Here is a 25,849-nt window from a genome sequence, read left to right on the forward strand (position 1 = left end):
TGCTAGGGCTCGGCCAGCGGCAGGCCCAGCAGCGCGGGTGCGTCGGCATCGAGGATGAGGATGCGTACATCGGCCTGGCCGGCCAGTTCAAGGATGTTCGCCAGGTCGTCCGGCATGCCCTTGTTCTGGTGCTCCTGTCGAAGCTGCTCGGCGGTGATGCCCTCGGCGTGCTCCAGGTTCTGGTCCGTCCAGGGGGTGGAGATCAGCTTGACGCCGATCGCCGGGCTGTACGGCACACGGAAGGCGATGAACAGCATGGCCTCCGGCGTGGCGAGGTCCGCCAAGTTGGCGAGGTAGTGCCAGGTATCGACCGTGATGTGCTCACGGCTGATCTCCCAGCACCGGCTGTAGTAGCCGGTCTCGAAACTCAGGCGCTGCACCACTTCCCGCGCGGCCTCGGCCGAATAGGCGTCACCGACGTGGACTGGGCGGCCGTCGAAGTCCTCGCCATGGATGGCATAGACCACAGCACCGATCACACCTTCGCCGCTGACGCCTTCACCGGCATCGCATTCGGCCAGTACCTCGGCGTTCACGGCTTCGCGGCCATCGCTGACCACGGCGAAATCGTTGGCGACGATGCACGACGATGAAACCAGTTCCTCGTCGGAGAGGTGTTGCTGGCTCGCGTGGATGTTGCGCCAGACATGCGGGCTTCCGTCCTCGTAGCTGATGGACAGCGTGCGGACAATTTTCAGATTCCAGTAGCCACGGAGAAAGGGATTGGGTTTCTGGGACATGGGAACTCTCCAGATTGAATAATGGAGCCAATTCCCGCCACCGGGAATTGGACCCGGTGGGTTGAAAATGGAAAATGCGTCAGGCGGCGCTGATCGTTGGCATTTGGGCCAGTCGGTCGGCGACGCGACGGCGCACATTCAGGCGCAACTTCTCATCGTTGATGCCTGCGAGCAGGCTGGCGGCCTCCAGAGCGATCAAGGCCGAGGCCTCTTCGATGTCGGCGGACAGGATCGTCTTGTGCAGTTGGTCGCCGAGTTGGAGCGCCTGCGAGGACGTTCTGAAGACCTGGACCTCGCGGCTCAGGTAGCAGCCGTTGCCGCCGAACTCGAACAGCCTCGGCCTGCTGCAATGCCAGCAGCCCTCAAACTGAATGGCGGTCAGGCGATGGCCGTCATCGAAGCAGGAGGCGATCAGAAGCAAGGCTTCCAGGTCGGCGCTGTCCTCGAACTTGTGGTGCTCGATCAGGTTCTCCAGCTCCGCGTCCTGCTCGGCACCGAAGTGCGCGGCCAGCCGTTCGAGCAGAGGTGGAATTGACAACTCTTCGTCGTCGGGCATGGGGATGCCGAGTTGTGTGGCCAGGCCTTCCAGGCCGTCCAGCACGTCCGTCCAGCGCGGATCATTGGTCTCGGCAATCTGAGCGATGTAGGCCTGCCCGTTGCCGGGATGGCCTTCGTCCAGCGCGAAGGCGCCGAACAGCGCCTTGATGACCGGGGTGACATGCTCCAGCACGAGAACGCCCGTGCCTTCGTAGTAGTTGTTCGCCATGGTGGCTCCTTTCGAGAAATGAGCAGAGCCAGCCCGTGCGGACGATGGCATCCGCAGGGTGATGGAGAAGAAATTGAGGGACATGGCCTTGTGGGCGCATGTCCCTCGTGGGGAGTGAACGAAGACGCGGTGGTGTGCCGGATACCGGCTCACCAGCCGCTGTAGTTCACCAGCAGGTCGGCGATGACCTTGCGGCGTTGCAGATCGAGACCGTCGAAGTCCGACAGTCCGTGGAAGTGGCAGCGCTTGAGCATGGCACCGCCCTCGCGCGCGTTGTAGAAGCTGACCATGGCGGACAGGAACATCCGTTCGCCGCTGCTCAGGACGCCGAGGGCGTCGTTGAGCCGTAGCATGTTGGGACGCAGATCCCACTTGCTCTTGGCCTGGTTCAGCCCTTCACGGGTGCTGTCGCCGAACCACTCGGGGCCAGCAATCTCGACGCCGCGCTTCCATGCCTCGAAAAAGGCTTGGGGCGCGGCAGCGAAATGCTGCTCTTCCCGCGTGATCTGATCGACGACTTCCCGCGGCAGTAGCTGGTTCATGACGTGATTCCTCCAGTTGGATCAGGGAACGGCGAGCTGGGACCAGCCGCCTCTTTCGAGGGCACGTTGAGCCGCGGCGTAGCTGCGGAAGTACTCGCGGGATTCCCGCGAAAGGGGACCTTCGGGATCGCGCGTGCCGATGTAGTGGCCGGCGGCGCTTTGCAGGACTTCGAGCGGCAGGAACTTGCCGCAGTAGGTCGAGGCCAATTGCCCGAAGGTTTGGCCGAAAGAGGCTTGCTGGGACATGGACGGGCTCCTTGGAAAAAGCGGGGCCTCGTCCCTCACGGGATGGCAGCTCCCGCACGCGGTTGATAAAAGGCATCGACGTCACGAGGACGCGCGTCCGCGGAATTGATGCGATGCGGACTGGTGGGCAACGCGGGAGAGACCCGCGGCAGCCTGGAACCCTGGCTGCTGGCATGTGCTGACCGGAATCAGCGAACATGCGGGCAGCTTCGTGCGCGGGCCGCCCCGCGTCAGTTGGAAAACGGCATCCGGCCCAGCCCCGATTAATACGCGCAGAAAAAAGAAGCCCCGCATCGAGTGCGGGGCTGTCAGGAGGGTGCGTCGGTACTGGATCAGTCGGGCTTGTCGCCCAGGACATGCTGCTTCCACAGGTCGAATGCCTGCTCGGGAGGAAGCTCGGCGAGGATGACGATGGGCTGGGCCTGCCGGGCGTGCAGCGAGGCGAAGTACGTCTTGCGGTCAGCGATGGCCTTGAGCTTGATGCCCTTGAGGAACTTCAGCTTGCCGTCCTTGATGAACAGCACTTTGTTGCCGATGTCGCGGTTGAACGCGGATCGCACCTTGCGTTCCGCGTGCATGGCATCGGCCAGTTCATCGACCAGGAAGTCGAGCGTCATGTCGATGAGATGGGGGTCTTCACCTTCCTGCCCGAGGTGGAGTGGCGCAGGCGGCAGGCCCTTGGCGAAGGCTTCGGCCTGAGCCAGCAGCGCAGCCTTGCCATCGAGCGCGCGCAGGAACGTCGAGCCGCCGTGGCCATCGTTGCGGGCCTCGGCGATGGGAGTGCCGTCGAAGACGACGGTAGCGCTGAAGCACATCGTTTCCTCGCTGGCAAAGTCTGCCACCTTGAGGTTCTTCAGCTTGATGCGGTCTTGCTTGGTGATGTTTTCCATGGGAAGTCCTGAATCGACCGGGTGGCGACTTGCCCCTGATGGGACGTGACGGCCATCCCGTGGGTTGGAGAAAGAGGCATCGGTGCCCGGTGGGCAGCGTTCGCCGGTGAGATGCCGAGGCGAACTGGCGGGTGGCGTGGGCGGAACCCACGGCAGCCTTGACACCCTGGCTGCGGGCTGCTGCCGATACATCGGCAATGCAGGAGGGAGAATGGCGCGGCCCGCAGGCTGCGTCGCCGATCAATCCGAAGCGGTCGAGCCCGTCTTGTGCAGGCACTGCACGAGCCGCTGCCCCAGCCATGCCATGCACGGGACGGCCATGGAGTTGCCGATCGCCTTGTAGCGCGGGGCGTCCGTGGCGGGCTTGCCGCGGTACGGGATCAGCGTGTAGTCGTCGGGCATTCCTTGCAGCCGCTCGCACTCAACTGGCATCAGCCGCCGCACGCGCCACTGCGACCAGTCGCCGGGGCCAGGGTCGTTCCAGTCGTAGCGGAAATGCGCCCCGAAGTCGGGGGTCAGCACATGGGGCTTGTCCGCGCCGCCGCCGCTGGTGCGCAGTGCGGTCGCTACGTTGCCGCCCAGTTCCAAGGCCAGTCCTTCGGCGCGGCCACGCAGCGCCGCGCTCAGCACCATGGGCCGGCCCTGGCCCGGCTTGCCGCCGCCCGTGGAAAGCGTTCCGGCAAGCTGGCCGTGACCGGATTCGAGCCGCAGTTCGCCACGGGAGTTTTGTGCGAAAGCGACGGCTGGCACCACACCCGCATTCGCGCGACTGTTGCGGTGCCCACCAGCGCGCAGCGTCGGTGCTTGGTTCTCCATCGCATCCGCGCCGCTGCCCTGGGCGGTGAAGGCGATGATCGGAACACCCTTGCCGGTGCCGTCTTCGCTGCTGCCCTTGCCTCCATTGGCGGTGCTGAGCGTGTGGGTGACGTTGCCTGCAACGGATTGCGCGAGGAAGGTTTCGACCTCAAAGTCATTCTTCGGACCGGGCGCGGCGGTCAGGCAGGCGGCCACGTCGATGGGACCTGCGGTATTGCCACCGCCGAACCCGAACGTGATGGTGACCTTGCCATAGGGCCGCTTCAGTCCGGCGTAGCCGCCTGCTGCTGCAGCGCCATGTCCAGCAGTGTGGGAAGCGTCTTGCCACGGCGAGCAGCCCGGCGAAGAATCCCCGCGCAGGCCGTCGCGCTCAAAAAGTACTTCTGCGGGATCGAGGTCATCTCCACCACTTGCCACAAGAAACACGCGCTTGCGGCGTTGGGCGACACCGAAATATTGAGCGTCGAGCACGCGCCAGGCGATGCGGCGGCGGGGTCCAGACACACAACCAGCGTGCGCCCACCGATCCCCTGGCGGCTGGAGCGCACGGCTTTCTCCGGCCAGTGCCCCCAGGAAATGCCCGAAGGCATTGCTGCGGTCGTTGAGGACGCCGGGGACGTTTTCCCAGACGAGCGTGGCCGCCGGGCGGCGGTCTTGATGGCGGGTTTGGTCCATGGCATTGGCAAGCTCCACATAGGCAAGGGTCAAGGCACCGCGCGGGTCATCCAGCCCACGGCGCGCACCGGCCACGCTGAACGACTGGCACGGCGTGCCGCCGACCAGGATGTCTGGCGCCGGCACCGTGCCGGCGCGCACCTGGCGGGCGATCGCGGTCATGTCGCCCAGGTTGGGCACGCGGGGATAGCGGTGGGCGAGCACGGCGCTCGGGAACGGCTCGATTTCGGCGAACCACGCGGCTTCGAGGCCGAGGGGTTGCCAGGCGAGGCTCACGGCCTCGATGCCGCTGCACACGCTGCCGTACAGCAGTGGCGCGGCCTGGGGCACACCGCGTGGGGTGCGAGGTTGCGGGTTCATGTCGGGTCTCCTGTTCGTGTGGCCCAGGGCGGGCCGGGACGTTGATCGGCAGGAGAAAGGCGCCGAAGGCCGTGTGGCCTTCGGCTCGGGAGGACAGAACCACCCGTGGGCTGTTGCAGGCCCGGTCGTCGCTAGAACCGTCTGCTGTCAGCAATCGCACCCGGCGCATGTCGTGGTTGGCGCCGGCATCTTCTGGCGCACATCCGCGCACAAAAGGAGCCCAGTTTTTCGCCGTTGGGCACGGCATCGAATACCGCTGACCACGAAGGGTCTCCGGGTGGCTCGCGCAGCCTGGCAAGCCATCGGGGGACCCTTCGCAGAGGCGGAAAAATGCAGATCAGCAGAACGCGCCGGGAGACCCCGGACATGGTTCGCGGAGAAGCTACCTTCAGGTCCCGCGGCCGGGGACGGCCGGGCGGGACGCGCACACGGACAAGAGAAGGCGTTGCGCGCTGGGCGTCCCGCAGGGCGTGCGGGACATGGGCCACGCCGCCGATGGCGGGCACGGCTCTCGGGGAACGGGGTCGGTCAAGAGCCTCTGCGGCCGCTACTGCGCGGGCGCGAGGCACCGCGCTTGGACGCGCCGGTTTCGACCGGCAGCGTGCCTTTGCAGTCGGGGTAGCGACTGCACGACCAGAAGGGGCCGGTCTTGCCGGTGCGCTGGCGCGTCGGTGCGCCGCACTGCGGGCAAGCGGGTCCTTGGGGAACCTTGATGGACAGCGAGGTGCTGCCGTACTGCGCGATCAGTTGCGAAATCCATGCGGTCTGCTTGCCGAGGAACACGTCCAGGGTGAGCTGTCCGGCCTCGATCATGTCGAGCGCCTGTTCCCACACGGCGGTGGTTCCGGGGTCGGCAATCGCCGCGGGCACGGCGTCGATCAACGTGAATGCCGCATCCGATGCCCGGATGGAGCGTCCTTTCTTCACGATGTAGCCGCGGGCGATCAGCCCACCGATGATGTTGGCCCGTGTCGCCTCGGTGCCGATGCCGACCGTATCCTTGAGCTTCTGCTTCAGGCGCGGGTCCGTCACCAGCTTGGCGACCCCCTTCATGGACTTGACCAGTTCGCCCTGCGTGTAGGGCTTGGGCGGCATCGTCTTGAGCGCCTTGATCTCGGCTTCGGCCACCTGGCACGCCATGCCCTCGCGCAGCGCGGGGAGCACCTGGCTGCGCGCCGTGGCTTCTCCATCCTCGTCCGCTTGCGGCTCGGCCAGCACCAGACGCCAGCCTCTGACGACCACCTGCTTTCCGGTGGCCGCCAGCTTCTGCTGGCCGCAGGAAAGCTCGGCAACGGTGCGGTCGAACTCGTGGTGAGGGAGGAACTGCGCGAGGTAATGCGCGCGGATCAGCCGGTACACCGCCAGTTCCTTCTCGCTCATCGCAGAGAGGTTCGCGGGTTCGAGCGTCGGGATGATGCCGTGGTGCGCCGTGACCTTGCCATCGTTCCAGGCGCGTGAGCGCTGGGAGCGGTCGAGCTGGCCCATTATGGGATGCAGCGAGGGGTCGGTCTTGAGCAGGCTGTCCAGGACAGTCGGCACTTCCGCGAACATGCTTTCGGGCAGGTAGCCCGAATCGGAGCGTGGATACGTCGTGGCCTTGTGCGTCTCGTACAGGGCCTGGGCGATCTCCAGGGTCTCCTGCACGTCCAGCCCAAGCTGCTTGGAACAAACCTCCTGAAGCGTGCCCAGGTCGAACAGCAGCGGCGGGCCTTCGCGCACACGCTCGGTCTCGACCGATACCACCTGGGCGCTGCCCGCAGTGCGGATCTGCTGCGCGGCCTGCTGGGCGATGGGCTGCTGCAGACAGCGGCCGGCGTCGTCGGTGCAGCCATCGGGCGGAATCCACTGCGCGCTGAAAGCCTGTCCACCTGCGGAAAGGGACACGTCGATGGCCCAGAACGGCACCGACTTGAAGGCCGCGATCTCGCGGTCGCGGTCCACGACGAGTTTGAGCGTCGGCGTCTGGACGCGCCCGACCGACAGCACGCCGTCGTAACCTGCCTGCCGGCCCAGCACGGTGAACAACCGGCTGAGGTTCATGCCCACGAGCCAGTCGGCGCGCGAGCGCGCCAGTGCCGAGTAGTACATCGGCAGCGTGTCGGAGGAAGGCCGCAGCTTGCCGAGCGCGGTGCGGATCGACGCATCGTTGAGCGCCGACAGCCATAACCGCTCGATGGGGCCGCGGTAGCCGCACAGGTCGATAATTTCGCGGGCGATCAACTCGCCCTCGCGGTCAGCATCGGTGGCGATGACCAGTTGGGTCGCCTTCGTCAGAAGCGCCTTGACGACCTTGAATTGCGTGGCGGTCTTCGGTTTGACCTCGACCCGCCACTGCTGGGGAACGATGGGCAACTGCCCCAGCGACCAGCGTTTGAGCGCCGCGTCATAGACCTCGGGGGCTGCCGCTTCTACGAGATGGCCGATGCACCAGGTGACGGTGACGCCGGAGCCGCTGAGACAGCCTTCACCGCGCTGCGTCGCGCCGAGAATCCGGCCAATGTCTTTGCCCTGGGAGGGCTTCTCGCACAAGAACAGCCGCATGTCCGTCCATCCGATTTCCGTGGTTCATTGAGTTGCTGGAATCGAGGATGCCGAGCACCACCAGGGGCAGCAGCAAACAAGCCGCATGCGGTGGCGACCACTTTCACGGGATGGAATGGCGGGGACGGGAGTGGCGTGCGGCCGGGGGTGTGCGGTTCGGGAGCCGCGGCTTTCGGGCGCGCGTGGAAGCCGGTGGACGTTGATGGAGCTATCCCCTGGGGATAGCTCGCTAGGGCATGGGGCGACGAACGACTGCCGTCGCCCCATGCCGGGTCACTTCCTGCGCTTCGGCTCCTTCGGCGCGGTCGGTTCCTGGGCGGCCTGGGGCTTCGGCTGCGCCTCCTGCGCGGTCTCCTGCTGCCCGGGGCTGAGGGTCACGGACTCGATGCGGAACGGCAGGATGCCGACGCTGCGCGCGTTGATCTGCCAGGTCTCGCGCGGCTGATCCTCGTTGTCCGTCCAGGGTTCGCGTTCCATGCGGCCGACGACCAGCACACGCATGCCTTTCTGGTACAGGTCCTTCCAGTGCGCGGCGTCGCGGTGCCAGATTTCCACCGGCGCCCAGAAGCCGCCGCGATCCTCGAAGGTGCCATCCTTCTTGGGAATGGGGTTGTCGAAATAGACGTTCAGGCGCAGAAGGCGGCTGGGCTCGTCGTTGCCGTTGGGGAACTCCCGGTACTCGGGGGGCGAACCGATGTTGCCTTCGCCAGAAAAATGCGTGCTCATGTTGCAATCTCCGTGGTGGTTGAAATACCCGCTGGTTGGCGGCGGGCGCGTGCTGGGGTGCCCTGCGCGATTACCGATCGCGCAGGGTGGGCGGTGTGGACTTGAGCCGGCGCAGGTAGGCGTCTTCCGCCTCGGCGGCCTTGCTGGCGCACTCCTGGGCCTGCCTGCCCAAGGTGTGCAACAGGCTGATCTGCATGTTCAGCGTGATGCGCTGAAGCTCGATCGCGTGCAGGTCGGAGAGCAGGTTGACCGGCGTGCTGGTGCTCGCCATCAGCTCCTGCCACAGGGCCACGCCCATGGCTGACCTGTCGTGCTTGCGCCAGCGAAAAAACACCGTGCCTGCGCCAGTGGTCTGCTGGGCCAGTTCGATAGGCAGCAGGTGGAAGGGATGCCCGAGGGCCTGTTGCAGCACCTGTCGCTGCGCCAAGCCAATCAATTCGTCGCGCATGGCGAAGCACTGGCTGGCCCAGACCTCCAAGTCCCCTTTACCTTTAAAAGGCTTTAAAAGGCCTTTTTGAGAGCCTGCGTGTTCCAGCCGCATGAAGGCGGTCTGTTGCAACGGGCGGAAGTAGCGGGTGTCGCGGTTCGGGTCGCTCATGCCTGCGCGTCCTCGCCTGCGGTGGTCTCGGGTGCCTCGGTGGTGGTGGCCTCGTCGCTGGGCGATGCGGTTGCGGCAGGACCGTCACCGCGCTGCTGCAGGCCACGGCGCACGATCGGCGGCGCGAACTTCGAGCGGCGCGTGCCTTCCAGCACGTTCTGCGGCAGTTCACCGAATTTCTCCAGCGCCGCCCGCGCTGCGGCATTCTTCGCGGCGAAGTCGTCGCGGGTGCAGCCCGAGTAGCGGTACTGCTGGGCCAGGCTGAAAAGACTGCGCAGCGCATGTGCGCCTTCGTTGAGCCAGCGTTCGAGCGTCGAGCGATCGATCAGCGCGGTGTGGTGCGCGAGGATCAGCTTGCGGGCGATGTCGTCGTAGTCGGCCAGCAGATACACCGCGGCAAAGCCCAACTGCGCATTGACGAACAGCGGCAGCTTGACGGGCTGCACGTTGAGGTTCTCGCCCAGGGTGAGTGCCGGCGGCACGCTCGCCAGGGCCTGGTCCACCTGCTCGCGTAGCGTTTGCAGCGTGGCCTTCGTCTGGTCGAGCTTGTCCTCGATGCGCAGCATCCAGAAGTCGCTGTACGGGTCGTCCTGCTCCGAGCCGCGCCGCATCTTGTTCATCTGGGCGATGTAGCCGTTCAGGCCGACGATGCCCGGTCGTCCCTCGGCGGCGGCGCGGCCGTGCCAAATGCGCGAGGCGTGGTGCGTGTGCAGCGTCAGCGACATCGCGCTGCGCAGGGAGCCGAGATTCAGTTGCAGGGGTTCGTTGGTGGTTGCCATGGTGTCCGCTCGTTGTTGGAAAAGAGCGGACAGCTTCGGCAGGTAGCGGAAGGCAGTCAGTCAACAAACCGAAACCCGCCCGTCCCCGGTTCAGAGCGCGGCGGTTGCATGCGGCGCGAGCTATCCCCAGGGGATAGCTCCATGGAGCGCCAAGGAACGCTGCACACCCGGATCAGCGCGGACAAGGCTGATCTGCGGCAGGCGAACGAGGCCTGGCGTGCAGCGGTTCGACGTCGTAGCCGTCAGTGGAACTATCCCCAGGGGATAGTTCCACTGAAAGCCACCGGCATCCACTTCACCGCCTTGCACGCCCGCTCACTTGCTGGCAAGCAGATTGCGCAGCCGCTCGATGTGCTGCTTGGCAACTTCTGGCGGCACAGGCTTGCCCTGCGGCTGGGATGGTGGTGCCGCTGGTGGTGGCCGCTCGTTTGGCGGGGAAGGTGCTGATGGCGCGTCTTTCTTGGCCCAGGCGTTGAACTCGCCATGGATGGCCCGCTGGATGATGCCGAACAGATACCCCGCAGGATTGCGGATGCCATGATTGGCGCAGCGTGTAGCCCATTCGTCCAGCACGGCCTGCCTGAGCGAAACATCGACTTGCTGCAATGCCACTCTGGCACCTGTTTGCTGCTCTGCCTTCAGTTCCGCGAAGCGCTTGGGCCATTGCAGGTCGCCCAGCACGCGCGCCTGCGCGGTAGTACGTACTTCATTAATACGACGACTACGTACTGTACGGGCCTGCTTCGGATTCCGAAGAGAGGCGTCTGGCGCGGGTTTCGGCCCTGCTTCGGAGTCCGAAGTGGGGTCATCAGGATTCCGAAGAGGGCTCGCAACCCCTTCTTCGGAATCGTGAGTGGCATCCTCTTGTGGATAACTTTCGGTCGCCGTGATGCCTTGGCTGGCGAGACGTTCGGCCAGGACCTGCAGCCGTGACGGCAGTGTGCGGCCGGACAGCAGCGGGTCTTCCGCGATTTCCTTGAGTGTGTTCAGGCCCACGATCTGCACGGCTTTGGCCGAATGGCCGAGCGCCTGGCTGACGAGTTGCAGGTAGTCTGGGTCGAGCTGCATCGCTTCAAAGGGGGTCAGCGGCTCGTCGTGCAGGACATAGAGGTTGCCGAGGATGCGGCCGGTCTTGGGCTCGCGGCGGCGCCGCACCAGGCTCAACCATCGGGTGAGGCGCAACAACGTCAGGGCACGCGCCACGGTTTCGTGCGAGGCTTGCCCGGCACAGGGCATCGACGCTAGCCAGGGCCGAAGCTGTTCATACGTCGGGAACGCCGTCACGCCATCGTCGTTGAGCATCAGCCGGAAGACCTGCCAGGCGTTGCGCTCCAACGGCGTCAGGCGACGGTCGAGGAAAAGGCGCCGCGGTACGGTCTCGTGCCGATTGCCGCTGAACAGGAAGGCATCGCCAGACGTCGGGGTCGTGGGCATCGCGACAGGCGTGGGTGTGGACGGGGGGCGTCGGCGTTGGGCTTGGGCGCAAGGTCTTTCAGCGCAGCGTCGAACAGGTCTGCGAGTGCGATGGGGCCACGACGTGGTGCGGTGTCGTCCACGGCCATGGTCAACCCAACCCCTGATCGACCCAGCTCTTGATTGAGGCCCAGACCACCGACAGAGGCAGCAACATGCCTTCGGCCAAGTCCATGGCGGCATCGAGGATGGAGGTTTCGTCTTCGAGATCGACGTTCCTGCTGCTGGTCACTGCCTTCCACTGTCGCCACAGTTCCGTGTCCTGCTTCTCGTCTAGGACAGGGTGACGCCCCTTGCGCTTGGGCAGTCCCAGCACCTCACGGCGCAGGGCGACTTCCTGATGGGTCAGGCCATAGAAGCGGCTGACCATCTCCGTGCTGGCCCCCAGGCGCAACATGCGATCGACGGTCGCGATTTCCTTCTCCACGTCCTGCGCCTGCGAGAGCAGACGCCGGAGCACCTCGCGGTTCACGGACACGGAACACCACGAGACATTGGCGTTGGCCAGCACGCTCACCATGGCGGGATGCTTGAGCGCATCCAGCTCGGCCTCGCTGAAGCCCATCGCCTTGCAGCGGCGCAGTTGGCCGTTGCGCAGGTCGTAGAGCGCCTGGGCGATGACGGCCTGATTGAGCGGGTGCGGGGCGGACATGCGGGTCTCCTTCCTTCATGCCCCAGGGCCTGCGACACCGGATTCCAGGTCCAGCAGGCGCCGGGCCAGGCGCAGCAATCGGAACAGCTTGACCAGCGCGGTGTCGCTCAAGCGGCGTGTCGCATCGCCTTGGCCGTGCAGCAGCGCCGGCAGCTCGGCGGCAAGCTGCCCGCCGTCCAGATCGGCATCGGTGAAGCTCTGGCCTGCCAGGCTCGCCAGCAATGCCAGCACGCCGCGGCCCAGGGGTGATGGGGGCTGCGCGCTGGCATGGCATGCGAAGCCCACGCCGTCCGCGCGGTCCTCGATGCACTGATCGAGGCCTGCCTCACCCGCGATCTCGCGTGCGAACTGCGCGATGTGGATGCGCAGGCGATCGGGCGTGTCCAGGCCCGCGTCGATGTGCCAGACGTCGGAAATCGGGTAGAGACCGCCCGCCTGGACTGGAATGGACTGCAGGACATTGGCCGAGAAATCGGGCAGCGCATCCCCCAGCTCGTCGGCGACCATCCGCTGAATGGATTGCAGCCGCTCCGTCGTCGGTGCAGGCGAAACGATGTGCCCCTGCAGCAGATCACCAGGAGCCGCCACGGGGCTTCCTGCGGGCGAGCTGTCCGTCCCTGAGCCGCCCTCGCGCTCGCGCGACCCAGGTGTGGCCGCCGGCGTCGGGGCCGATGGGGTCGGCGCGGCGGGCGGGCGTGCCACGGTGCCAGGCTCAGGCAGCGCGGGCGGTGCCGATGGCGGGGTCGGATCGCTGACCAGGGCGCGATGGCGGCTTTCGGATTCGGTGAGGTCGAGCGCCAGCACGTCGTAGTCGATGCCCAGCAGCTCGGACATCTGGCCGATCAGCTCGTCCTGCACGCGCTGGGGGGCGAACTCGTCGGCCTGCGTGTCGAACTGCGACAGCACCTCCTGAAAGAAGTCGTCGAAGTCCTGTACCAGCGTGCGGCCCTTGGCGTAGCGCTCCCACGCGAGCATGCAGGCCTTGCGCATGACCGACAGGCGTTCGACCTGGTGGCGGCCGAGCCCGCCATACAGCACGTTCGGGATCGCCGGCAGGAGGTAGCGCACCGCGTCGTTCATCCGGCTGATGTGCGACTGCTGGACCGGGAAGCCATCGGCGGCGAGGCGGCGGGCCAGCTCGGACTGGCTCAGGGCGGCGCTGCTTTCCTGCTCGTAGAACTCGCGCGCCTTCTCGACGCCGAGGGCGCGCTCGATGAACGTCAGGCCCCCGCGCAATTCGTTCTCGGCCAGGTGGCCGGTCAGCATGACGACTTCGCCGCGGCTGGGCCACGGCCGGAACAGGCACGATATGCGGAAGAACCGCTCGTCCTTGGTCTCCGACCACAGTTCGCGCAGGATCGCCAGGCGTGTGTTGCCGCCGTTGCGGATGATGTAGTGGTCCTCGCCCGGGCGCCGGGTGATCGCCGGCGCCGCGTCAAGGCCGCGCTCCCGGATGGACGCTTTGATGTCCTCGTAGGCCGGGTTGCGCTTCTTCCTGGGATCGTGGTCGTAGGGGCGCAACTGGTCCAGGGTCACGACCATGGGCGTGTCGGCGATGGGGTCGCTCAAGGCCGAGGTGGACGGGCCGCTGCGCTCGAACCCGGCCGCGAGCAGCTTGCCGGCCATCTGCTGGGAGGTCATCTCAGCCATGGCGGCCTCCCTGCGCTTCGGACCGGGCCTCGCGCTCGGCGCGGCGGATCTGCGCCCGGGCATTGAGGGCCGCCCGGTGGTCGCTGGCGGTCGAACTGGTGTAGATCGCGGCGCAGCCTGCTTTGGTGAATTTGAGGTGGCCGCCCGGCGTGCGCTTGACGTGCCAGCCTTCACCGACAGCGAACTCGATCAGGGCGCGCAGCCGTTTGTGCCCTCGGGCCAGTTCATGTGCGTTCGCCATGGGGCCTCCCGGTATCAAGAGGGACAGGCGAACGGCCGGACACCGTGGCAAATCGGTGTTGCCACTGCGGGAACAGTTCGCCAGCGAGGCTGCGCATGCTGTCGAGCGCGGCGGGGGCGACTCTGCCCGGTGGCTGGCGGTACTCGACCCGATGCACCGGCAGGCCGCGCGTCGCGGCACGCGGATAGGCTTCGATGGCCGGCACGTCGGTGGCCAGCACGCGGATGTCGGCGTGATCCTGGAACAGGTCGCGCAGGGCCTGCTGGATCAACCGAGCGTTCGCCGACACAGGGTGGACACGGTTGATGAGCAGATGCAGCGGCGGCGGCTCGATGCCGAGGTGCCGGTATGGCGCGATGTCTTCGAGCAACTGCATGGTGCCGCGTCGAAGCTCTCTAGCCGCGAGGATTTCCGGGGTCACGGGCGACAGCGCGGCATCGGAGGCGAGCACGGCCATCTCCAGCAGCACCGAACGCGCGCCTTGGGTGTCGATCAGCACCAGGTCGTAAAGAGGCGCCAGGATCGGCAGCAGGTGCCTCAGCCGCAGGCGCCCATCCGGCGCGTGCAGCAGCAAGGTGTTCAACTCGCCCCGGTGGTCGTTGGACAGCACCAGGTCCAGGCCCGAAATGATTGTGCGGGACACGAGCTGGCCGAGGTCGCGCTCGTTGAAGGCCAGCAGCTCATAGATGCCACCAGGTGCGCGGTGGCTCAGCTCATAGTAGGAGGACAAGGTAGGCTGGACGTCGAGATCGAGCAGCAACACGCGCAGCCCTGCGTCTGCGGCCAGGCCACCCAGGTTCGCGGCCGTGGTGGTCTTGCCGACGCCACCTTTCGTTGAAATGATGGATACAACCTGCATGGCGTTCTCCGTGTGAGGATGGAAAGTCCGCGGGAGAACGGATCAGGCCCGGTTGTTGACGCGCTCGGCGATCCACTGATCGATCTCGATGGAATCCCAGCCGACCGCGCGCACACCCAAGCGCAGCGCTTGCGGGAACTCGCGCTTCTTCATCAGGTTGTAGATGTGGGCGCGCTTGAAGCCGGACTTCGCTTCGACTTCTTCCAGACGCAGAATGCGGCGCTCGTTGGGTGGCAGTACAGGTGTTTGCGACATGGCGGTCACTCCTGAACGCTCAGTGGCGTTTGTTGGCGTGACCTCTATTCAATAGACATGGGTGCGGAAAGACATTGCAAATGCAATCTCCGCGACTGCACATACAAGCTGGCAATCCTCAGAGCGTTGCGCTATGCAGCCGGCGTCTGGCCGTGGCGAACTTGCCGTTCAACGTCCGCTCGGCGATCCCCATGACGCCGTGGTGATGGGCGACCAGTGCGCTGACCACGGCCTCCTGCGACTTGAAGCTGGAGTACGGCGTGCCCGAGGGCGACTGGCCGAGCATCAGCTCCAGCATGCCCCCGATGATGTTCAGGTAGGTGGCCTCGGCCCGATCGCTGATCGGGCACTGCGCGCAGGCGGGAATCACCGTGGACTGCTTGAGCAGCGCGTCGTGCGTGTCCTGCAGCTCGCGAAGTTGGCGCTTGGACTGCTCCAAGGCGGATTTCAGGGCGAACTGCTCAACCAGCATGGCTTGCCCGGTTTCCAGTGAAATGGAAGGATGGGCGATGCGCTCGCTACGGGAAAAGAGAAAGCCTGGTCGGTGTTCGGGATAGTGCTGGCGCATCCAGCGCTTCAGATCGACATGGCGGACGGTGAGATCGGGAGAGTCGATCAGTTCGGTATCGTGCGTCGTGATGCCGTCCCGTCCGAAGGGAAGTTCCCCATTGAGGATGCCGTCATAGATGCGTTCGGTGTACAGCCGCAGTTCGCCCCAGCGCGGGCAGTCCATCGAATGTGGCAGGTTCCGCGCCGACGAGATCGACGCCAGGATCACCTGTTTGTATCGCAGTAGCCCGGCCCAGCGGATGGACGCTTCGATCGGGCGATAGAACACCTTTGATTTTGGTGCATTGTTGTTCATGCTCCCATCCCCTTCCAGGAGAGTTACATGGCCGACTCCTTTGGTGCCAACCGCATGGTCGGCCTGTTGTCTGTGCATGAAGCGGGGGTCAGGGACCCGCTTCGTCGTGGGGCTTGAGCCTTCTCACCAGCTCTTGCAGGTAGCCGTCGCGCGCTCGATGTGCAAAAATATGTGAGCTATCCAGATGACTGGGCCTTGGCAGGTATGGCTCAACAGTGGCCTCACACTGGCAGCGTCATGGGTTGCAGCGATCTACGCAAAACCGTTTGGGTATGGCCTGATAGCCCAGTGGTTTCAGAAGCCGCAAGCAGCGTCAACTGCTGCTTGGAACCTTGGATTTGCAGGGAGAATCCAGTGGGGCGATATCTGATTAGGATGCTGATATATCGAGATAGCATTACGCACGAGCAGTTTGTGGTGACAGCGAACCGCAGATTTGACGCTCACCAAGCCGTTGCTTCATGTTGCTGCTGGTGCGGTTGGAGGCCGCAACGTGGAGCGGGGATGCTGAGTAGCCACTTTGGCTCAGTAGCTTGCCCTTGTTGCGGTTGAGATCACATCAGAGGGCGAATAGCTCGCAGTTCTCTGCATACCGAAGGATGAGTTGTCTGTTCTCTAAGAGTGGACTTTGGCTAGCATGCCCGTGGTAAAATGAGAACGGCTGATACAGGAAGTGCGTTCGGAAGTCACCGGATTGGTTTCCAGCGTTTTAATTCAACACTTTGGTCTGTCCATGACTCGTACCGCTTCGACCAACATCGCTCTGTGGTGGCGCTTCCAATAGGAAGCGGCATGTCGTTGCGGTCTTGACCGCACCTTGCCGCCGTACCGGCAGGCAAGGTTTCAAAGAAGGCTACTCCGGCACGGCGGCTCCAAGATTTGAGGAGATTGCCCGATGCCCTTAGCACCCCAGCCCCATCTTCGAGCTCAGGCCCCGCGCGCCGCGTCGCCGCGGGCCGTAAGCTTGGCCGTTTTGTCTTGGCCCTCAAGCCAGCCACGCGAGCGGAGGCGCTTCCTCAGTACACCGTGTCGGCGCACCCTACGGCCTCTCTCAAAATTCATTGTGACCCAGTGCCGACCTCTACCTGCGCTTCGTCCATCGCAATCGACCGTCGATGTGTGTAATGATGTGTGTAATGGAGGTGGTGTGTAATGAAAAACATCAATAAAAACAAGGAGTTATGATGATGAAAGTCCTGATGATCGACAACTACGACAGCTTCACCTACAACATCGTCCAGTACTTTGGCGAACTGGGCGCCGAAGTCGAGGTATTCCGCAACGACGAAATCACCCTGGAAGGCATCGCCGCCCGCAAGCCTGATCGCCTGGTCATCTCGCCCGGCCCCTGCTCACCAGCCGAAGCGGGCATTTCGGTGGCAGCCATTCAGCATTTCGCTGGCAAGTTACCCATCTTGGGCGTCTGCTTGGGCCATCAGTCCATTGGCGCGGCTTTCGGCGGCCACATCGTCCGCGCTGGCGAGTTGATGCACGGCAAGACCAGCGTCATCACTACCACTCAGCAAGGGGTATTCAGGGACTTGCCCAAGCAGTTCACCGTCAATCGCTATCACTCGCTCTCCATCGAGCGGAGCACCTGCCCGAAAGAGCTGGACATTACCGCCTGGACGGACGATGGCGAAATCATGGGCGTACGGCATCAGTCGCTGGATATCGAGGGTGTGCAGTTTCACCCTGAAAGCATCCTCACGGAACACGGCCATGCCATGTTGAAAAACTTCCTGGAGCGGCCGGTCACGGCATAAATCGCTACAAGCCGGGTGCCCCGTGCCCTGGCTTTCAAGCGGCCTTCCCACTGAATCAAAGTCAACGCGAATCGAGGCAAAAATGATCACTCCTCAGGAAGCGCTTCAGCGCACCATTGAACACCGCGAAATCTTCCACGACGAAATGCTGCATCTGATGCGGTTGATCATGAATGGTGAGATCTCCCCGTTGATGATCGCGGCCATCACCACTGGCCTGCGCGTCAAGAAGGAAACCATCGGCGAAATCACCGCGGCGGCGCAGGTGATGCGCGAACTGTCCACCAAGGTACACGTCCAGGACCCCACCCATCTGGTGGACATCGTGGGCACCGGGGGCGATGGCTCCCATACCTTCAATATCAGCACTTGCTCCATGTTCGTGGCGGCCGCTGGCGGCGCGCGTTGTGCCAAGCATGGCGGGCGCAGCGTGTCCAGCAAATCCGGCAGCGCCGACGTGCTGGAAGCGCTGGGCATCAATATCAATCTCAAGCCCGAGCAGATCGCGCAGTCCATCGCTGAGATCGGGATCGGCTTCATGTTTGCGCCGAATCATCATCCGGCGATGAAGAACGTGGCGCCCGTGCGCAAGGAGATGGGAGTCAAAACTTTCTTCAACATCCTGGGGCCGCTGACCAACCCCGCTGGCGCGCCCAACATCCTGATGGGAGTGTTTCATTCCGATCTGGTGGGTATTCAGATCCGGGCGTTGCAGCGGTTGGGTGCAGAGCACGCCGTGGTCGTCTATGGCCGCGATGGCATGGATGAGGTGAGTCTGGGGGCGGCCACGATGGTGGGCGAACTGAAGAACGGCGAAATCAGCGAATACGAAATCCATCCGGAGGATTTCGGCTTGTCCATGGTGAGCAACCGGGCTTTGAAAGTGAGCACCCCCGAGGAGTCGATGGCGCTGCTTCGTGGCGTTCTCGAAGGCCAGGCCGGCGCGGCACGGGACATTGTGCTGTTGAACGCCGGTGTCGCGCTCTATGCCGCAGGCGTGGTGGCCAGCATGAAAGATGGCGTGGTGCGCGCGCGCGAGGCCATCGACTCCGGCGCGGCCCGCGCCAAGCTGAGCGACCTGGCCGCTTTCAGCAAGAAAATGGCTTCCTGATCAGTGCGGGGAATGGTTGAAATATGAGTGATATCCTGAACAAGATCGTCGCGGTCAAGCGCGAGGAAGTCGCCGCAGGGCTGAAGAAAAAGTCCCTCGCCGAGATGCGCGCCGATGCCGAAAGCCGGGTGCTCACCCGTGATTTTCTGGGGGCCTTGCGGGCCAAGCAGGCTGCGGGACAGGCTGCGGTGATCGCCGAGGTCAAGAAAGCCAGTCCCAGCAAGGGCGTCATCCGCGAAGACTTCGTGCCGGCCGACATCGCCCAGAGCTACGCTTTCGGCGATGGCAAAACGAGTGCCGCTTGCCTTTCAGTGCTCACGGACCGCCAGTTCTTCCAGGGCAGCATCGATTACCTCAAGCAGGCGCGCGCCAGTTGCTCGTTGCCGGTGCTGCGCAAGGATTTCATGATCGATCCCTATCAGGTGTACGAAGCACGGGCCATCGGAGCAGACTGCATTCTGCTCATAGCCGCGTGCCTTGCCGATACGCAGATGGCCGAGTTGGAAGCCATTGCTCACGGCCTCGATATGGCTGTCCTGGTGGAGGTACACGATCAGGAGGAATTGCAGCGCGCCCTGAAACTGAAAACGCCTTTGCTTGGTATCAATAACCGCAACCTGCGCACTTTCGAGGTCAGCCTGGACGCCACGCTTGGCATGTTGTCCGAGGTGCCGGCTGATCGCTTGCTGGTCACCGAGAGCGGCATTGCCACCCGTGCCGATGTGCAACGCCTGCGTGAGGCCGGCGTGCATTCGTTTCTGGTCGGAGAGACCTTCATGCGTGCCCCCGAACCGGGCGAGGCGCTGGCTGAACTGTTCCGCTGACATACACAGTTGATGGCACGTTCCCGTTCCGAACCCGTAGATTCACTCTCTCTTTTTCCTGAAAGAGGGGAGGGCGATGGCACATCGCTGCGTGCTTGGCCGACCGATGTAGAGCAGGTGGCTCCGGGATGGCGTCCGGTGCTGGATGGCTTTTTGCGCAGCACGGCCGGCTTGCAGTTGAATGAGCTCTTGCGGGAGCGCATTGCCGCTGGCGCCACTATCTACCCTCCGCACCCCCTGCGCGCATTGGCGCTCACCCCGCCTGAAACCGTGCGCGTGGTGATCCTCGGTCAGGATCCCTACCATGGGCCTGGACAGGCCAACGGGCTGGCGTTCGATGTTTTTCCGGGCATCAAGCTTCCCCCGAGTTTGCGAAACATCCACAAGGAGCTTGCGCGGGAATACGGGCGCTCCCCTCGGCCTGAAGGTCTCCTTGAGCACTGGGCACGCCAGGGAGTGTTGCTTTTGAACACCAGCTTGACCGTTGAGCAAGGTCAAGCCGCGAGCCATGCACGCATCGGCTGGCAGTGCTTGACGGATGCCATCTTCGATCAGTTGGTGGAAAGTAAGCAGGCGCTCGCTTTCATGCTTTGGGGCGCCCACGCGCAAAGTAAGGCGCAAGGACGGGAAGATGGCGAGTCCGCAGGCCGGCATTTGTGGTTGCTTGCCAACCATCCTTCGCCGTTGTCCGCATTGCGTCCGCCTGTGCCTTTCATTGGCTGCGGCCATTTCAGGCGGGCCAACGATTTCCTTGTTCAGCAAGGGCAGACTCCTGTCGACTGGTTGGGTTGATCTGCGGGGCTGCGCCTTGGCCGAGGTCGGGCTGGCCGGGCGGTCTCAGGAAAATTTTTTGAGTCAAGACGAGATAAAAAATAAGAAGATTGGCATTCGTTAAAAACTGGTGGCATAATTGCGAGTTCTTCGCCGGAGAGGTGGCCGAGTGGTTAATGGCAGCAGACTGTAAATCTGCCCTCTTACGAGTACGCTGGTTCGAATCCAGCCCTCTCCACCAGCGAAATTGTTTGAAAACCGGCTTGCCGGTCGACGAGTGTTTGGGAAGCTTTTTCCGAGCATGGGCCTTCGAGGTCTTTGCGGGAGTAGTTCAATGGTAGAACCTTAGCCTTCCAAGCTAATGACGCGGGTTCGATTCCCGTCTCCCGCTCCAGTCGATCCAAGTCGGTGACAGCGGTTTTGCCCTTGTGGCTCAGTGGTAGAGCACTCCCTTGGTAAGGGAGAGGTCGTGGGTCCGATTCCCACCAAGGGCACCAGATTTGCCGCGGCATGCGCGCCCCGGCTATCGTTTTGATGATGTTGGGTTAATTTTTTCGGAGTCGAAGAAATGGCAAAAGAGAAATTCGAGCGGACGAAACCGCACGTCAACGTCGGCACGATCGGCCACGTGGACCATGGCAAGACGACGCTGACGGCAGCGATCGCTACGGTGCTGTCCAAGAAATTCGGCGGCGAAGCCAAGGCGTACGACCAGATCGATGCAGCGCCTGAAGAAAAAGCGCGCGGCATTACCATTAACACCGCCCACGTGGAATACGAGACGGCCAACCGCCACTACGCCCACGTGGACTGCCCCGGCCACGCCGACTACGTCAAGAACATGATCACCGGTGCTGCCCAGATGGACGGCGCCATTTTGGTGTGCTCGGCCGCTGACGGCCCCATGCCCCAGACCCGCGAGCACATTCTGCTGTCGCGCCAGGTGGGCGTGCCCTACATCATCGTGTTCCTGAACAAGGCCGACATGGTGGACGACGCCGAGCTGCTCGAGCTGGTCGAAATGGAAGTGCGCGAGCTGCTGTCCAAGTACGAATTCCCTGGCGATGACACCCCCATCATCAAAGGCTCTGCCAAGCTCGCCCTCGAAGGCGACACCGGCGAGCTGGGCGAGCAAGCCATCATGAAGCTGGCTGAAGCCCTGGACACCTACATCCCCACGCCTGAGCGCGCTGTGGACGGTGCCTTCCTGATGCCCGTGGAAGACGTGTTCTCCATCTCTGGCCGCGGCACCGTGGTGACCGGCCGTATCGAGCGCGGTGTGGTCAAAGTCGGCGAAGAAATCGAGATCGTCGGTATCAAGGCCACGCAAAAGACCACCTGCACGGGCGTGGAAATGTTCCGCAAGCTGCTGGATCAAGGCCAGGCTGGCGACAACGTGGGTATTTTGCTGCGCGGCACCAAGCGTGAAGACGTCGAGCGCGGCCAGGTGCTGTGCAAGCCGGGCTCCATCAAGCCGCACACGCACTTCACCGGTGAGGTGTATGTGCTGAGCAAAGATGAAGGTGGTCGTCACACGCCGTTCTTCAACAACTATCGCCCGCAGTTCTACTTCCGTACGACGGACGTGACCGGCTCCATCGAGCTGCCCGAAGGCAAGGAAATGGTCATGCCTGGCGACAACGTGAGCATCACCGTCAAGCTGATCGCTCCGATCGCCATGGAAGAAGGCCTGCGTTTCGCTATCCGTGAAGGCGGCCGTACCGTCGGCGCCGGCGTGGTGGCTAAGATCATCGAGTAATCGAGGTCAAGGAAATCTAGGGGTATAGCTCAATTGGCAGAGCGTCGGTCTCCAAAACCGAAGGTTGTAGGTTCGATTCCTACTGCCCCTGCCACCTAAAAGTGGCAATTTCAAGCTCTCAAGCCCGCCCGTTTAACCGGCGGGCTTGTGTGTCTGAAAAATTCAGGATTTATGCAAGCCAGATGGGGTATTTTCCCAATGCGAGCGGTCTCGCTGAAAGCTGTTTTGTATAGGTCGTTGTATTGTGTATTGAGCCCTGCTCGGCGGGGTCAGGCGAAATTCGCTCAACATGGCAAGCACTCAAGTTGAAACCGTGACCACGGGCGCCGAAAAGGCTCGCCTGGGTCTTGTCGCGCTTCTGATCATTGGCGCGCTCGCGGCGTTCTACCTGCTGTCCAAGGAAGGTCCGCTGGCTCAGTGGGGCGGGCTTGTTGTGGGTTTGGTGCTGGCAGCGATCGTGTTTTTCACGGCCGAATCCGGCAAGCGCCTGATTGCTTTTGGCCGGGATTCCTGGCGTGAAGTGCAGAAGGTGGTCTGGCCTACGCGCAAGGAAGCGCTGCAGACCACGGCGTTCGTATTTGCCTTTGCGGTCGTCATGGCGCTGTTCCTTTGGCTGACCGACAAGACGTTGGAGTGGGTGCTCTACGACTTGGTTCTGGGCTGGAGGAAATGATGTCCGATACCACTACGCAACTGCCACCGAGCACTTCAAACAATCCTGACCTGAAGTGGTATGTCGTTCATGCCTACTCAGGCATGGAGAAAGCGGTTGAACGCAACATTATCGAGCGCATCAATCGTGCAGGGATGCAGTCCAAGTTTGGCCGCATCATGGTGCCCACCGAAGAAGTGGTTGAGATCAAGAACGGCCAGAAGCGCACCACTGAGCGCAAGTTCTTCCCGGGCTATGTGCTGGTCGAGATGGTGATGGACGACGAAACCTGGCATCTGGTCAAGCACACCAGCAAGGTGACGGGTTTTGTGGGTGGTGCCAAGAACCGCCCTGCGCCCATCTCGGAAGACGATGTGATGAAGATCGTCAACCAGATGCAGGAAGGTACCGACAAGCCGCGGCACAAGGTCGAATTCGAAGTCGGCGAGTATGTGCGTGTCAAGGAAGGTCCCTTCACTGACTTCAACGGTACAGTCGAAGAAGTCAACTACGAAAAAAGCAAGGTGCGTGTGTCGGTCACGATCTTCGGCCGCGCGACACCCGTGGAACTCGAATTCGGGCAGGTCGAGAAAACCTGACCTCTGTTTTTATGATCGCTGGCGTTTTTCCGACTCTGCGCCAAGCGGTTTTTTCTTAGAGTCGACAACCCCCGGGGAGTTTGGAATCTTCGGCCCAGGCCGGTCATCCAGACATTTGTACCCGCAAGGAGAGTAAGCATGGCGAAGAAAATCGTCGGCTTCATCAAGCTGCAAGTTCCAGCTGGTAAAGCCAATCCATCGCCGCCCATCGGCCCTGCACTGGGTCAGCGCGGTCTGAACATCATGGAGTTCTGCAAGGCGTTCAACGCCCAGACCCAAGGCGTTGAGCCTGGTCTGCCGCTGCCGGTGGTGATCACCGCCTTCGCGGACAAGAGCTTCACCTTCATCATCAAGACCCCGCCCGCGACGGTCCTGATCAAGAAGTCCATCAAGCTCGACAAGGGCTCCTCCAAGCCGAACACCGACAAGGTCGGCAAGATCACTCGCGCTCAGCTCGAGGAAATCGCCAAGACCAAAATGAAGGACATGACGGCTGCCGATCTGGACGCTGCTGTTCGTACGATTGCCGGTTCCGCCCGTTCCATGGGCGTGACGGTGGAGGGTGTGTAAATGGCCAAGCTGACCAAGAAGCAAAAAGCCCAAGAGGGCAAGATCGACAGCACCAAGTTGTATCCGTTGGCTGACGCTCTGGCGCTCGTCAAAGAGTTTGCCAATGCCAAGTTCGACGAATCGATCGACGTGGCCGTTCAGCTCGGCATCGATGCCAAGAAATCCGACCAGGTGGTGCGTGGCGCCGTGGTGCTGCCCAACGGCACCGGCAAGACCAAGCGCGTGGCTGTGTTCGCCCAAGGCGCCAAGGCTGAAGAAGCCAAGGCCGCCGGCGCGGATATCGTCGGCATGGACGATCTGGCTGCTCAGGTGAAGGCGGGCGATATGCCCTTCGACATCGTGATTGCTGCTCCCGATGCCATGCGTGTGGTGGGTACGCTGGGCCAGATCCTCGGCCCCCGCGGCTTGATGCCTAACCCCAAGGTGGGCACTGTGACCCCTGACGTGGCAACAGCTGTGAAGAACGCCAAGGCTGGCCAGGTGCAATTCCGTGTCGACAAGGCCGGTATCGTGCACGGCACCATTGGCCGCCGCTCGTTCGACGCCGACAAGCTGCAGGGTAACCTGGCGGCACTGATCGATGCCTTGAACAAGGCTAAGCCTGCTACCAGCAAAGGTGTGTACCTGCGCAAGGTGGCGGTGTCCAGCACGATGGGTGTGGGCGTTCGCGTCGACACGCAGTCCATCGCGGCTTGATAGAGAATGCGGGCCGGCTCTTCGGGAACAACCTCCAGAAGAGCCAGCCCGATGTGGTGGGCTGCCGCCGCTCCTTCAAAAGGGGCGTTGGCAGGCCATCCAAGACCGCTGGTGTGTGGCGAAAGCCTCCCTTAATAGCTCTGGTTTCCAGGGCGGCCAGCGCAGATGGCGTACCCGCTGAAAAGGTTTCATCCTGAACAGTTGGTCGCTGCAAGAGAGGCGCGTTGAAGAGGTGAAGCGATTTCCGCCAATCCGAACAACGCATTTTGAAGGAGTAGACCTTGAGTCTGAATCGCAGTGAGAAAGAAGCGGTCATCCAAGACGTGACCGGCCTCGCCGCAAAAGCTCAAACGCTTGTGATGGCGGAATACCGCGGCATCACGGTCGCTGACATGACCAAACTGCGCACCGACGCGCGCAGCAAGGGTGTGGCTCTGAGCGTGTTGAAAAACACGCTGGCCCGCCGTGCTGTGGCTGGTAGCGCATTCGAGGCCGTGTCCGACCAGATGACCGGTCCGCTGATCTATGGCTTCTCCGAAGACGCCGTCGCCGCCGCGAAAGTGGTGGCCGATTTCGCGAAAACCAACGACAAGCTGGTGATTCGCTGTGGCGTTTACGGTGGAAAGGCCCTGGATGCGAACGGCGTGAAGCAACTGGCCAGCATTCCTACCAAGGAAGTGCTGCTGGCGCAGCTTTGTGGCTTGCTCATGTCGCCGATTTCCCGCACCGCCGTGGTGCTGGGTGCACTGGCGGCCAAGAAGGGCGAAGGCGCAGGCGAAGCAGTAACGGAAGCAGCTGCCGCCTAAGGCGTGTGCTGACCATTTGATCAATTGTTTTAGGAATATTTATCATGGCATTCGATAAAGACGCATTTCTGACCGCGCTGGACAGCATGACGGTCATGGAACTCAACGACCTGGTGAAAGCCATCGAAGAGAAATTCGGCGTGAGCGCCGCAGCTATGGCCGCTCCGGCCGCTGGTGGCGCCGCTGGTGGTGGCGCCGCTGCTGCTGAAGAGAAGACCGAGTTCACCGTGCAGCTGATGGAAGCCGGTTCCAACAAGGTGTCGGTCATCAAGGCCGTGCGCGAAATCACCGGCCTGGGCCTCAAGGAAGCCAAGGACTTGGTGGACGGCGCACCGAAGCCCGTCAAGGAAGGTGTTGCCAAGGCCGACGCCGAAGCCGCCAAGAAGAAGCTGGAAGAAGCCGGCGCGAAAGTCGAACTCAAGTAATCGGCTTTTCAATAGCGGCGCGATCCCATGTCACTCATCTGATGAGCACGGGTTTCGCGTCGCGAAGGCTGGCCTGAGAGGGCCAGCCTTCAGCTCTTTCAGAGCGCACTTCAGAGTGCACCTGAAAGCCGCCACCCAGGACGGTTTTCAAGTGTCTTCTGACTCGACTGCAGAAGGCGACTTGGTTCGGACCGCG

General features: G+C 63.0%; 27 protein-coding genes, 4 tRNA genes and 1 pseudogene. 15 read left to right on the plus strand and 17 right to left on the minus strand.

Features of this window, described 5'->3' with window-relative positions; translation table 11 throughout:
* Window positions 1-2: 2 nt before the first annotated feature.
* The 17 genes and pseudogenes from WJU18_RS04115 to WJU18_RS04195 all read right to left on the minus strand — a co-directional run bounded on the left by WJU18_RS04115 (window position 3) and on the right by WJU18_RS04195 (window position 15,674).
* Window positions 3-740, minus strand: a complete 738-nt coding sequence (locus WJU18_RS04115) for an ABC transporter substrate-binding protein (protein WP_423458878.1) — start codon at window positions 738-740, stop codon at window positions 3-5.
* A 79-nt stretch (window positions 741-819) separates the two neighbouring features.
* Window positions 820-1,506, minus strand: coding sequence for a hypothetical protein (locus WJU18_RS04120; RefSeq protein WP_423458879.1), 687 nt, complete (start codon window positions 1,504-1,506; stop codon window positions 820-822).
* Window positions 1,507-1,655: 149 nt separating this feature from the next.
* Window positions 1,656-2,048, minus strand: coding sequence for a hypothetical protein (locus WJU18_RS04125; RefSeq protein ID WP_423458880.1), 393 nt, complete (start codon window positions 2,046-2,048; stop codon window positions 1,656-1,658).
* A gap of 21 nt (window positions 2,049-2,069) precedes the next feature.
* Window positions 2,070-2,294, minus strand: a complete 225-nt coding sequence (locus WJU18_RS04130; protein ID WP_423458881.1) for a hypothetical protein — start codon at window positions 2,292-2,294, stop codon at window positions 2,070-2,072.
* 332 nt (window positions 2,295-2,626) lie between these two features.
* Window positions 2,627-3,184, minus strand: a complete 558-nt coding sequence (locus WJU18_RS04135) for a hypothetical protein (protein WP_423458882.1) — start codon at window positions 3,182-3,184, stop codon at window positions 2,627-2,629.
* Window positions 3,185-3,424: 240 nt separating this feature from the next.
* Window positions 3,425-5,035: a DNA cytosine methyltransferase gene (locus tag WJU18_RS04140; protein ID WP_423458883.1), complete on the minus strand. Its 1,611-nt coding sequence runs from the start codon at window positions 5,033-5,035 to the stop codon at window positions 3,425-3,427.
* Between the two features lie 528 nt (window positions 5,036-5,563).
* Window positions 5,564-7,576, minus strand: a complete 2,013-nt coding sequence (locus WJU18_RS04145) for a DNA topoisomerase III (RefSeq protein WP_423458884.1) — start codon at window positions 7,574-7,576, stop codon at window positions 5,564-5,566.
* A gap of 273 nt (window positions 7,577-7,849) precedes the next feature.
* Window positions 7,850-8,302, minus strand: coding sequence for a single-stranded DNA-binding protein (locus WJU18_RS04150; RefSeq protein ID WP_423458885.1), 453 nt, complete (start codon window positions 8,300-8,302; stop codon window positions 7,850-7,852).
* 70 nt (window positions 8,303-8,372) lie between these two features.
* Entirely contained in the window at window positions 8,373-8,900 is a 528-nt protein-coding gene (locus tag WJU18_RS04155; RefSeq protein WP_423458886.1) for a DUF3158 family protein, read from the minus strand.
* Window positions 8,897-9,679, minus strand: a complete 783-nt coding sequence (locus WJU18_RS04160) for a PFL_4669 family integrating conjugative element protein (protein ID WP_423458887.1) — start codon at window positions 9,677-9,679, stop codon at window positions 8,897-8,899. The genes WJU18_RS04155 and WJU18_RS04160 overlap by 4 nt, the downstream gene beginning before the upstream one ends.
* Window positions 9,680-9,994: 315 nt before the next feature.
* A pseudogene (locus tag WJU18_RS04165) lies at window positions 9,995-11,241 on the minus strand (STY4528 family pathogenicity island replication protein).
* A 2-nt stretch (window positions 11,242-11,243) separates the two neighbouring features.
* Window positions 11,244-11,804, minus strand: coding sequence for a DUF2857 domain-containing protein (locus WJU18_RS04170; protein WP_423458888.1), 561 nt, complete (start codon window positions 11,802-11,804; stop codon window positions 11,244-11,246).
* Between the two features lie 15 nt (window positions 11,805-11,819).
* A complete protein-coding gene (locus tag WJU18_RS04175) occupies window positions 11,820-13,454 on the minus strand; it encodes a ParB family protein (protein WP_423458889.1) in 1,635 nt (544 codons plus the stop codon).
* Window positions 13,447-13,695: a hypothetical protein gene (locus WJU18_RS04180; RefSeq protein WP_024002065.1), complete on the minus strand. Its 249-nt coding sequence runs from the start codon at window positions 13,693-13,695 to the stop codon at window positions 13,447-13,449. Before WJU18_RS04180 ends, WJU18_RS04175 begins: the two co-directional genes overlap by 8 nt.
* Window positions 13,679-14,554 (minus strand): ParA family protein, encoded by an 876-nt coding sequence (locus tag WJU18_RS04185; protein WP_423458890.1) that lies wholly within the window; start codon window positions 14,552-14,554, stop codon window positions 13,679-13,681. Before WJU18_RS04185 ends, WJU18_RS04180 begins: the two co-directional genes overlap by 17 nt.
* A gap of 42 nt (window positions 14,555-14,596) precedes the next feature.
* Complete coding sequence (locus WJU18_RS04190; RefSeq protein WP_423458891.1) at window positions 14,597-14,809, minus strand: AlpA family transcriptional regulator; 213 nt, start codon at window positions 14,807-14,809, stop codon at window positions 14,597-14,599.
* Between the two features lie 118 nt (window positions 14,810-14,927).
* Window positions 14,928-15,674 (minus strand): hypothetical protein, encoded by a 747-nt coding sequence (locus WJU18_RS04195; RefSeq protein WP_423458892.1) that lies wholly within the window; start codon window positions 15,672-15,674, stop codon window positions 14,928-14,930.
* A gap of 1,187 nt (window positions 15,675-16,861) precedes the next feature.
* Between WJU18_RS04195 and WJU18_RS04200 the strand changes: the two genes are divergently transcribed.
* The 15 genes from WJU18_RS04200 (at window position 16,862) to rplL (ending at window position 25,653) form a co-directional block, all read left to right on the plus strand.
* Complete coding sequence (locus WJU18_RS04200; RefSeq protein ID WP_423460931.1) at window positions 16,862-17,440, plus strand: aminodeoxychorismate/anthranilate synthase component II; 579 nt, start codon at window positions 16,862-16,864, stop codon at window positions 17,438-17,440.
* A gap of 82 nt (window positions 17,441-17,522) precedes the next feature.
* Entirely contained in the window at window positions 17,523-18,551 is a 1,029-nt protein-coding gene (gene trpD, locus WJU18_RS04205; RefSeq protein WP_423458893.1) for an anthranilate phosphoribosyltransferase, read from the plus strand.
* Window positions 18,552-18,574: 23 nt separating this feature from the next.
* Window positions 18,575-19,375 carry an indole-3-glycerol phosphate synthase TrpC gene (trpC, locus tag WJU18_RS04210; RefSeq protein WP_423458894.1) on the plus strand — a complete coding sequence of 267 codons (801 nt, stop codon included), beginning with the start codon at window positions 18,575-18,577 and terminating at the stop codon, window positions 19,373-19,375.
* 12 nt (window positions 19,376-19,387) lie between these two features.
* Window positions 19,388-20,167: a uracil-DNA glycosylase gene (locus tag WJU18_RS04215; RefSeq protein ID WP_423458895.1), complete on the plus strand. Its 780-nt coding sequence runs from the start codon at window positions 19,388-19,390 to the stop codon at window positions 20,165-20,167.
* A 134-nt stretch (window positions 20,168-20,301) separates the two neighbouring features.
* Window positions 20,302-20,387, plus strand: a tRNA-Tyr gene (locus tag WJU18_RS04220).
* Between the two features lie 79 nt (window positions 20,388-20,466).
* A tRNA-Gly gene (locus WJU18_RS04225) sits at window positions 20,467-20,540 on the plus strand.
* Window positions 20,541-20,568: 28 nt separating this feature from the next.
* Window positions 20,569-20,643 (plus strand) — tRNA-Thr (locus tag WJU18_RS04230).
* 71 nt (window positions 20,644-20,714) lie between these two features.
* On the plus strand, window positions 20,715-21,905 hold the full coding sequence (tuf, locus tag WJU18_RS04235) for an elongation factor Tu (protein ID WP_423457841.1): 1,191 nt from the start codon (window positions 20,715-20,717) through the stop codon (window positions 21,903-21,905).
* Window positions 21,906-21,923: 18 nt separating this feature from the next.
* Window positions 21,924-21,999, plus strand: a tRNA-Trp gene (locus tag WJU18_RS04240).
* Between the two features lie 195 nt (window positions 22,000-22,194).
* On the plus strand, window positions 22,195-22,578 hold the full coding sequence (gene secE, locus WJU18_RS04245) for a preprotein translocase subunit SecE (RefSeq protein ID WP_423458896.1): 384 nt from the start codon (window positions 22,195-22,197) through the stop codon (window positions 22,576-22,578).
* Window positions 22,575-23,156, plus strand: coding sequence for a transcription termination/antitermination protein NusG (gene nusG, locus WJU18_RS04250; protein ID WP_423458897.1), 582 nt, complete (start codon window positions 22,575-22,577; stop codon window positions 23,154-23,156). Before secE ends, nusG begins: the two co-directional genes overlap by 4 nt.
* Window positions 23,157-23,294: 138 nt before the next feature.
* On the plus strand, window positions 23,295-23,726 hold the full coding sequence (rplK, locus tag WJU18_RS04255) for a 50S ribosomal protein L11 (protein ID WP_423458898.1): 432 nt from the start codon (window positions 23,295-23,297) through the stop codon (window positions 23,724-23,726).
* A complete protein-coding gene (gene rplA, locus WJU18_RS04260; protein ID WP_423458899.1) occupies window positions 23,727-24,422 on the plus strand; it encodes a 50S ribosomal protein L1 in 696 nt (231 codons plus the stop codon).
* A gap of 281 nt (window positions 24,423-24,703) precedes the next feature.
* Window positions 24,704-25,228, plus strand: coding sequence for a 50S ribosomal protein L10 (gene rplJ, locus WJU18_RS04265; RefSeq protein WP_423458900.1), 525 nt, complete (start codon window positions 24,704-24,706; stop codon window positions 25,226-25,228).
* A 44-nt stretch (window positions 25,229-25,272) separates the two neighbouring features.
* Window positions 25,273-25,653, plus strand: coding sequence for a 50S ribosomal protein L7/L12 (rplL, locus tag WJU18_RS04270; RefSeq protein ID WP_423458901.1), 381 nt, complete (start codon window positions 25,273-25,275; stop codon window positions 25,651-25,653).
* Window positions 25,654-25,849 lie beyond the last annotated feature (196 nt).

This window comes from Ottowia sp. VDI28 (genome assembly GCF_049532675.1).
GTDB lineage: Bacteria > Pseudomonadota > Gammaproteobacteria > Burkholderiales > Burkholderiaceae_C > Ottowia.